The 7,663-nt window shown below is 74.8% G+C and carries 8 protein-coding genes; 3 read left to right on the plus strand and 5 right to left on the minus strand.

All coding sequences use genetic code 11. The annotated features are described in order from the left end of the window. Nucleotides 1-64: 64 nt before the first annotated feature. Nucleotides 65-1,090 (plus strand): LacI family DNA-binding transcriptional regulator, encoded by a 1,026-nt coding sequence (locus ACZ6JE_RS12940; protein WP_464319205.1) that lies wholly within the window; start codon nucleotides 65-67, stop codon nucleotides 1,088-1,090. A gap of 280 nt (nucleotides 1,091-1,370) precedes the next feature. On the opposite strand, the gene ACZ6JE_RS12945 is transcribed toward ACZ6JE_RS12940, so the two are convergent. Together ACZ6JE_RS12945 and ACZ6JE_RS12950 are read right to left on the minus strand one after the other, a co-directional pair. Further along, complete coding sequence (locus ACZ6JE_RS12945; RefSeq protein WP_464319206.1) at nucleotides 1,371-1,856, minus strand: hypothetical protein; 486 nt, start codon at nucleotides 1,854-1,856, stop codon at nucleotides 1,371-1,373. Between the two features lie 111 nt (nucleotides 1,857-1,967). Beyond that, nucleotides 1,968-2,990 carry an XdhC family protein gene (locus ACZ6JE_RS12950; protein WP_464319207.1) on the minus strand — a complete coding sequence of 341 codons (1,023 nt, stop codon included), beginning with the start codon at nucleotides 2,988-2,990 and terminating at the stop codon, nucleotides 1,968-1,970. A gap of 133 nt (nucleotides 2,991-3,123) precedes the next feature. On the opposite strand from ACZ6JE_RS12950, the gene ACZ6JE_RS12955 reads away from it, so the two are divergent. Continuing rightward, nucleotides 3,124-3,804, plus strand: a complete 681-nt coding sequence (locus ACZ6JE_RS12955; RefSeq protein ID WP_464319208.1) for a nucleotidyltransferase family protein — start codon at nucleotides 3,124-3,126, stop codon at nucleotides 3,802-3,804. Between the two features lie 86 nt (nucleotides 3,805-3,890). Beyond that, nucleotides 3,891-4,427, plus strand: a complete 537-nt coding sequence (locus ACZ6JE_RS12960; RefSeq protein WP_464319209.1) for a DinB family protein — start codon at nucleotides 3,891-3,893, stop codon at nucleotides 4,425-4,427. Nucleotides 4,428-4,796: 369 nt separating this feature from the next. Here the strand turns inward: ACZ6JE_RS12960 and ACZ6JE_RS12965 are convergent, their stop codons facing one another. From ACZ6JE_RS12965 to ACZ6JE_RS12975, 3 genes are all read right to left on the minus strand, one after another. Then, the gene (locus tag ACZ6JE_RS12965) at nucleotides 4,797-5,186 is read right to left on the minus strand and encodes a DUF2256 and DUF3253 domain-containing protein (protein ID WP_192061479.1); all 390 of its coding nucleotides are present in this window, start codon (nucleotides 5,184-5,186) and stop codon (nucleotides 4,797-4,799) included. A 71-nt stretch (nucleotides 5,187-5,257) separates the two neighbouring features. Beyond that, the gene (locus tag ACZ6JE_RS12970) at nucleotides 5,258-6,373 is read right to left on the minus strand and encodes an FAD-dependent oxidoreductase (RefSeq protein ID WP_192061480.1); all 1,116 of its coding nucleotides are present in this window, start codon (nucleotides 6,371-6,373) and stop codon (nucleotides 5,258-5,260) included. A gap of 249 nt (nucleotides 6,374-6,622) precedes the next feature. Beyond that, the coding region (locus ACZ6JE_RS12975; RefSeq protein WP_464319210.1) for a ribokinase at nucleotides 6,623-7,663 on the minus strand (1,041 nt) is incomplete at its 5' end.

A 7,663-nucleotide genomic window follows, 5' to 3' on the forward strand; every position in this document is an offset into this window, starting at 1 on the left:
GATCACAGCTCGATCACGGGCGTGGCACACTCGTCGGAGACCACGGGACGGACCAGGAGGCGCGATGAGGCAGGCGAGCATCCGCGACGTCGCCGAGACCGCGGGCGTCTCGGTCGGCACCGTCTCGAACGTGCTCAACAACCCCGCCAAGGTCAGCGAGTCGACCATCGCCCGGGTCAGCGACGCCATCGCGAGCCTCGGCTTCGTCCGCAACGACGCCGCCCGGCAGCTGCGCGGCGGCGACAGCCGGGTGATCGGCCTGATCATCCTCGACGGCGGCAACCCGTTCTTCACCGACGTCGCCCGCGGTGCCGAGGCCGCCGCCGAGGAGTCGGGCCGCGTCATCCTGCTCGGCAACAGCGACCAGCTGGTCGAACGCGAGGCGCACTACCTCGACCTCTTCGACGAGCGGCGCGTGATGGGCATCCTGATCTCACCCGTCGGCGACGTCTCCGACCGGCTCCGCCGACTGCGCCTGCGCGGCATGCCCGCGGTGCTCGTCGACCGGCGAGCCGACCTGACCGAGTTCTCGTCGGTCTCCGTCGACGACGTGCGGGGCGGGTACCTGGCGACGGAGCACCTCCTCGATCTCGGGCGTCGACGCATCGCGTTCGTCGGCGGACCGGCCGACCTGCAGCAGGTGGCCGACCGCCTGGCCGGCGCCCGGGCCGCGGTCGCCGACGCCCCCGGCGCCACGCTCGAGGTCGTCGACATCCCCGCGCTCACCGTGCAGAACGGACGCGAGGCCGCCGCAGCCATCGTGCGACGCCCCGCCGCCGACCGCCCCGACGCGATCTTCGCCGCCAACGACCTCGCCGCCATGGGCGTGCTGCAGGCCCTCGTCATGCAGGGCGACCTGCGCGTACCCGACGACGTCGCCCTGATCGGCTACGACGACATCGACTTCGCCCGCGCCGCCGTCGTGCCGCTCAGCTCGGTGCGGCAGCCGAGCGCGCTGATCGGGCAGACGGCCGTCGAGATCCTCCGCGACGAGGCCGACGACCCCGCGCGGGCGCCCCGCCAGATCGTGTTCGAACCGGAGCTCGTGGTGCGCGAGAGCACGGCGCGCGGGGGGTCTTCGGCGGGGTGAGGCGGGCCTGCTCGGTGGTCGCTCTGGGGTTCGGCGGGTCCGTGTCACTCGTGGCGGGTTAGCGCTGACCCGCCGCCGATGACGGGAACCCGCCGCACCCGCCGCACGCGCAGCACGGGCCGCGCTCAGCCCTCGAGGGTCAGCGCGCCTCCTCGGGATCGTGAGCCGCGCCTCCTCGGTGCTCGCTCTGGGGTTCGGCGGGTTCGTGTCACTCGTGGCGGGTCCGCGCTGACCCGCCGCCGCTGACGGGAACCCGCCGCACCCGCAGCACGGGCCGCGCTCAGCCCTCGAGCAGGAGGCGGCAGTCGCCCTCGCCACGGACGTCGCGCGGGTCGGGGCAGAGGGTTCCCGACCACGAGCCGTCGACTCCCCCGCCGTACGAGTCGAACGCGGTGGTCGTGTACGTCTCGACCCCGTCGATTCCCGGCCCGACGAAGGCGAACGACACGATCGGGTCGCCCTCCGTCGTCGGGGTCGACCAGGCGAGCTCGGCCGACGCCCCGGCGACGGACGCGTCGGCGAGGCAGTCGAGCGCCTCCGGATCGAGCTGGACGCCCTGCGGGAGGGCGAACTCGCCGCAGGTCGGCGTCGCATCGCCGGACTTCACCATGCCCCCGGCGTTCGGGAGCTGCCGCGCGGCGGTGATCGGGTCGTCGGGCGGAGGCGTCGGACCGATGCTCGAGGCGCAGCCCGCGGTGAGGAGCGCGAGTGCGATCCCGGGCGCGACGAGCAGCGTGGCGGATCTGCGGGCTGGTTCGACTGGCATGACTCCCCCTCTCCGCTCAGGGAACCAAGCGCTCGATGCCGACGGCAAGAGCCGCGGTGCACTCGTGACCGGTTCGTGACGCGCGGGGGCGGGGGTTCGGGCGGGTTCGTGTCACTCGCGGCGGGTCGGCGCTGACCCGCCGCCGAGGACGGGGACCCGCCGCATCGGCGCGTGGATGCTGCCCGAGCGCTCCCGCAGCGGCGAGCGCGACGCCCCCGACCGCACCGCCAGCACCTCGGCCAGGATCGACACCGCGGTCTCCTCCGGAGTGCTGGCCCCGAGATCGAGTCCGATCGGCGAATGCAACCGGGCCAGCGCCTCCTCGTCCACGCCCCGCTCGCGCAACGACGCGACCCGCCGGTCATGCGTCGTCCGCGAACCCATCGCGCCGACGTAGACGGCCGGCGACGCCAGCGCCGCGGCGACGAGATCGGCGTCGAACCGCTCGTCGTGCGAGAGCACCGCGACGACGGTCCGCTCGTCGATCTCGGTGCGGGCGAGGTAGTTCGGCGGCCACTCGACGACGACCTGCTCGGCCGCCGGGAACCGCTCGCGGGTCAGGAACACCGGCCGCGGGTCGCACACCGTCACGCGGTAACCCAGCACGGCCCCCGCGTTGCAGAGGGCGACGGCGAACTCGACGGCCCCGAAGACGAGGAGGCGCGGCGGCGGGACGGACCGCTCGCTGAACACCCGCAGTCCCTCGCAGTCGTCGGGGCTCGCCACGACGTCGCCGGTCCGCACCGGTCCGACCACGACGTGCGCCACGGCCTCGCGGCCCGCCGCCGCCTCGCGCAGGGCGGCGACCGTCACGGCGTCGTCGGCGGTGACGAGTCGGGCGAGCACCTCGATGCGCCCACCGCAGCTCAGCCCGACCTCGAACGCGGTCTCGTCGCTGAAGCCGAAGGTGTCGAGCTGGGCGGCCCCGTCGTCGAGCACCTGCCGGCAGCTCTCGTAGACGGCTCCCTCGACGCAGCCGCCCGAGATGCTGCCGATGACCGTGCCGTCGACCGTCACGGCCATCGACGTGCCGACGGTGCGCGGCGCGCTGCCGTCGATCGAGACGGCCGTCGCGACCGCGAGCCGTTCGCCCGCGTCGAGCCGGGCCAGCAGGCGGTCGGCGATCTCGAACACGGGGCTCCTCGGGGTGGGGCGGGTGCGGTGCGTGGTGCGGGGTGAGCGTGGTGGGGGCAGCGCCCGCCCGGGTGGCGTCAATCGTAGAGCGGCCGGCAGCCCCCGCGCGACACCCGGCGGCTAGCCTGTGGACATGGCTCGCGCACGACCCGGCCCGATGGTGGGGCTCCTGCTCGCGGCGGGCGCGGGGTCCCGCATGGGTGGCCCGAAGGCGCTCGTCGCCGACGCACGCGGACCCTGGCTGACTCGGGGCGTGGCGACCCTGCTCGCCGGCGGGTGCGACCGCGTCGTCGTCGTACTCGGCGCGGGCGCGACCGAGGCGGAGGATCTTCTGGCGGGCGACCCGCGCCTCCTCGGCTCGCAGGTCTCGACCGTCGTCGCCGACGACTGGGCCGACGGGCTCTCGGCGTCGCTGCGGGCGGGGCTCCGTGCGCTCGGCGCCGATCCGGACCTGCAGGAGGCGCGGGTCGCCCTCATCACGCTGGTCGACTACCCGGGGCTGCCCGCGTCCGCCGTGGCGCGCCTCCTGTCTGTCACCGGGACGCCCGCCGGTGCCGGGTCGCCGGCGGCCGCCGGGGTGCCGCTCGGGGCCGGGTCGCCGTTCGGGGCGAGCACTCTCAGGCGTGCCGTGTTCGGCGGACGGCCGGGGCATCCGGTGGTCGTCGGGCGGGCCCACTGGCCGGACCTCGCCCGGTCGATCTCGGGTGATCGGGGGGCCGGCGCGTACCTGCGCGAGCACGGCGCTCTCGAGGTGGACTGCCGCGACCTCTGGAGCGGTCACGACGTCGACTGCCCGCGTTCCGCATCGAGGTGACCCGACCTGTGCCCCGCAAGCGTCTTACGACTCCTTTCGGGTCACTTCGATGACGGCGGGGCGACGGCCTCGCCTAATGTCGAGCCATGGCCATCTCACCCGACACGAAGAACTGGACCTGGGTGCTCGAACGCCCTTGCGACGAGTGCGGCTACGACTCGCGACGGATCGAGTTCCGCGACGTTCCCGGGCTCGTTCGCGACAACGCCGCCGTCTGGCCCGCCGAGCTGGCCCGCCCCGACGCTCGCGATCGCCCCGATGCGACGACGTGGTCGACCCTCGAGTACGGGGCGCATGTGCGCGACGTGTTCCGGGTGTTCGAGGGGCGCCTGGCGCTGATGCTCGCCGAGGAGGCTCCGGCGTTCGCGAACTGGGACCAGGATGCGACCGCCGTCGACGACGACTACGCCGCGCAGCGGCCCGACGAGGTCGCGGCGGAGCTCGTCGCCTCGGCCGAGACCGTCGCGGCCGCGTTCGTCGGGGTGCGCGACGACCAGCTCGACCGCACGGGTCTGCGCAGCGACGGCTCGGCGTTCACCGTCGACACGCTCGCCCGGTACTTCGTGCACGACCCGGTGCACCACCTGCACGATGTGCGCCGATCGGGGGCTGCATCGAGGTGACGCGACCGGGGGTGTGGCTCGGGCGAACCGCATCGAGGTGACGCGACCGGTGGCCTGGGCGGCTCGGACTGCGCGTTTCGGGTCACCTCGACGGTGCGGGGGCGGTGCGCGGCGCGCGCGGCTCGAGAGAGCAGGATCGAAGTGACGCGAACGGGGGCTTGGGTGGCTCGGAGTACCCGATTCGGGTCACCTCGATGACGGGCGGGGCGCGGGGCGCGCCGCGCCGCGCGCGCTGCGCGGGCGGAGCGGGATCGAAGTGACGCGAACGGGGGCTTGGGCGGCTCGGAGTGCGCGTTTCGGGTCACCTCGACGTGGCAGGCGGCGCGGCGCGCGGGGCGGGCGCCGACGCGGGGCGCGCGGCTGCGCGGCTCAGGGGCGGTGGCGGCGGATGCGGATCGGGCCCTTGGCGGTCGACGGGTCGACGACCGAGCCGCCCTGCGTGATGTCGACCTCGCCGGCCGCGACGAGCCGCCGGGCGGCGCGCCGCACGGGCTCCATGAGGCCGCGCCAGGCGTCTTCGTCGTCGGGGTGCAGCGAGCGCGCGACGTCCGACGGGCAGATGCTCGACGTCGCGGCGCGCTGCGCCAGCAGGTCGCGGATCCGCTGCTCGAGCTCGCGATCGTGCGCGGTCACCTTGTGCTTGCGGCACGCGTCGCTGCAGTAGGCCACGTCGTCCCAGTTCGACGCCCACTTCTTGCGCCACTCGATGCGTCGGCCGCACGAGCGGCAGGTCTTCGACTCGGGCGTGGCGGGGCTCATGGTGACAGTCAACGCGGCGGAGGCTGCGAGCGTTCCCGGCACCGCGCCTCCTCGGCTGCGTGCTCTGCGGCTCAGGCCGAGCCGAGCTGGCGGAATCGCGCGGGCACCTCGCCGTCCTCGACCAGGTCGACCAGCAGCTCGCCGACCAGCGGCGTGAACTTGAAGCCGTGCCCCGAGAACCCGGCCCCCACCACGAGCGGGCCGACCCGGTCGAGCACGAAGTCCTCGGTGTCGGTGGACGTGTACGTGCAGCTGATCGGGTCGGCCGTCTCGGCGTCGACCCCGGGCAGCCACTCGCGGGCGTAGCGCCGCAGCGCCTCGAACTGCACGGGCTCGGGCCGGTAGCTGCGCGCATCGGGGTCGGTCACCGGGCCCGTCCTGTGCCAGCCGGCCTTGACCCCCTCGCCCGGCGTGAGCATGCCGTATACCGGCCCGTACCACCACGCGTCGTCGCCGCCGTCGGGGTCGGGGCGGTGGTTGAAGCCGGGCCAGACGGCGTCGTCGTCGGTCACCCGGAAGTGCGCCGGCTGCTCCTGCGTCACGACGAGGCGAGGGAGGCGCGCGAGACCGCCGACGAGCCCCTCCGTCCACGCACCGGCGGTCACGACGACGCGGGGCGCGAGGTACTCCTCGTCGGCGGTGACGACGCGGGCCCGGTCGTCGCCCTCGATCTCGATGCCGGTGACGGGTGTCGACCAGCGGACCTCGGCACCCAGCTCGGTCGCGACGCGCTCGAAGGCGGCCAGCGCGTCGGCGGCACGGATGCGACCGCTGTCGGGCACCCAGAGCACATCGGTCTCGAAGCGGAGGCCCGTCCAGCGGCGACCCGCGTCGCCGGGCGCGACGAACTCGCTGTCGACGCCTCGTTCGGCGTGCAGCTCGCGCATGCGGCGCAGCATGTCGGGGCGACCGTGGTTGACGACGCCGACGAGGTCGAGCAGCGGGGTGTCGGTGACGACCGCGAGCTCGTCCCACAGAGTGCGGGCGCGGGCGACGAGGTCGACGTACTCGCCGTCGTCGTAGGCGATGTTGAGGTTGCGGGTCGTGCCGTGCGAGGCGCCGTGGTGGTGGCCGCGCTCGAAGCGCTCGAGCAGCACGACGTCGTGCCCGCGGACCGCCGCCTGCCAGGCGGTGGCGAGGCCCATCGCGCCTCCTCCGACGACGACGAGATCGACGGTGCGTGCCATGGTGCGCCTCCTGGGTGGGGTGGGGTGTGTGGTGGTCGTGTGGTGCGGGGTTCGAGTGAGCGTACGGGTACGGGAGGGGGTACGGGTACGGGAGGGGGTCGAGTGCGGCCGGTCGGTGTCCTCGACGGGGGGGGGGGGGGGTCAGCGCTGACCCGCCACGGATGAAGGGGACCCGCCGCAGCCCGGCCTGGTGCTCAGGCGGCTCGGCCGAGGAGGCGCGGGGAGCCGAGGAGGCGCGGGTCGCCCCGGTCAGTCGAGCGCGTCGACCTCGGCCCGGGTCGGCACCGAGCGTGCGGCCCCCTCGCGCCCGACGGCGACGGCCGCCGCCCGGGACGCCGTCTCGAGCGCGTCGCTCCAGAGGTCGTCGTCGGCGAGCGACGCGACGATGTAGCCGATGAACGTGTCGCCGGCCGCGGTCGTGTCGACGACCTCGACGCGGTGGGCCGGCTGCTCGACGGGGTGCCCCTCGCCGACGAGCATCGACCCGTCGCCACCGAACGTGCAGAGCAGACGGACGCCGAGCCGGTCGGCGAGGTCGGCGGCGGCGGCGCGGGGGTCGTCGGGCACGGCGGTGTCGCGGGGGTCGGCGCGCGCGGCGGTGTCGCGGGGGTCGGCGCGCGCGGCGGCGTCGGCCTGCGGGTCGGCGTCGTGCCCCGCGGCGCCCTGCGCCTCGGCCTCGAGGAGGTCGGCGAGCTCGCTGCCGTTGACGACGAGCAGGTCGAGGTCGTCGACGATCGTCAGCACGCGAGGGTCGGAAGGCGCCGAGTTGAGCACCACGAGGGCGCCGCGCTCCTGACCGGCACGGGCGGCGGCCGCGGTGATCTCGAAGGGCACCTCGAGCTGCAGGACGACGATGTCCCCCTCGCGCACCTCCTCGAAGGAGGCGCGCACGGCTTCGGCGTCGATCGCACCGTTCGCGCCGGGGACGACGGTGATCAGGTTCTCGCCCGACGAGTCGACCGAGACGATGGCCCGGCCGGTCAGCTCGTGCTCGATGCGGGCGACACCCGAGGTGTCGATGCCCTCCGCCTCCAAGGCGGCGACGAGCTCGTCGCCGGCGGGGTCTGTGCCGATCGCTCCGACGAAGCGCACGACCGCCCCGGCACGGCGCGCGGCGACGGCCTGGTTGGCGCCCTTGCCGCCGAGCTCGCGGCGAGCGCCGGTGGCGGTGATGGTCTGGCCCGGCGCGGCGTGCTCGACCACGGTGAGCCGCAGGTCGTCGTTGATGCTGCCGACGACGTGGACGGTGTGCGGGGCCATGGTTCCTCCTGGTCGCGGGCGGGCGGGCGG

Source organism: Frigoribacterium sp. AC759 (assembly GCF_979256015.1).

What these genes read in the sequence shown, in the direction of transcription:
- ACZ6JE_RS12940 (WP_464319205.1), top strand. Translation starts at nt 65, where the DNA reads ATGAGGCAGGCGAGCATCCGCGACGTCGCCGAGACCGCGGGCGTCTCG.
- ACZ6JE_RS12945 (WP_464319206.1), bottom strand. Translation starts at nt 1,856, where the DNA reads ATGCCAGTCGAACCAGCCCGCAGATCCGCCACGCTGCTCGTCGCGCCC.
- ACZ6JE_RS12970 (WP_192061480.1), bottom strand. Translation starts at nt 6,373, where the DNA reads ATGGCACGCACCGTCGATCTCGTCGTCGTCGGAGGAGGCGCGATGGGC.
- ACZ6JE_RS12960 (WP_464319209.1), top strand. Translation starts at nt 3,891, where the DNA reads ATGGCCATCTCACCCGACACGAAGAACTGGACCTGGGTGCTCGAACGC.
- ACZ6JE_RS12955 (WP_464319208.1), top strand. Translation starts at nt 3,124, where the DNA reads ATGGCTCGCGCACGACCCGGCCCGATGGTGGGGCTCCTGCTCGCGGCG.
- ACZ6JE_RS12965 (WP_192061479.1), bottom strand. Translation starts at nt 5,186, where the DNA reads ATGAGCCCCGCCACGCCCGAGTCGAAGACCTGCCGCTCGTGCGGCCGA.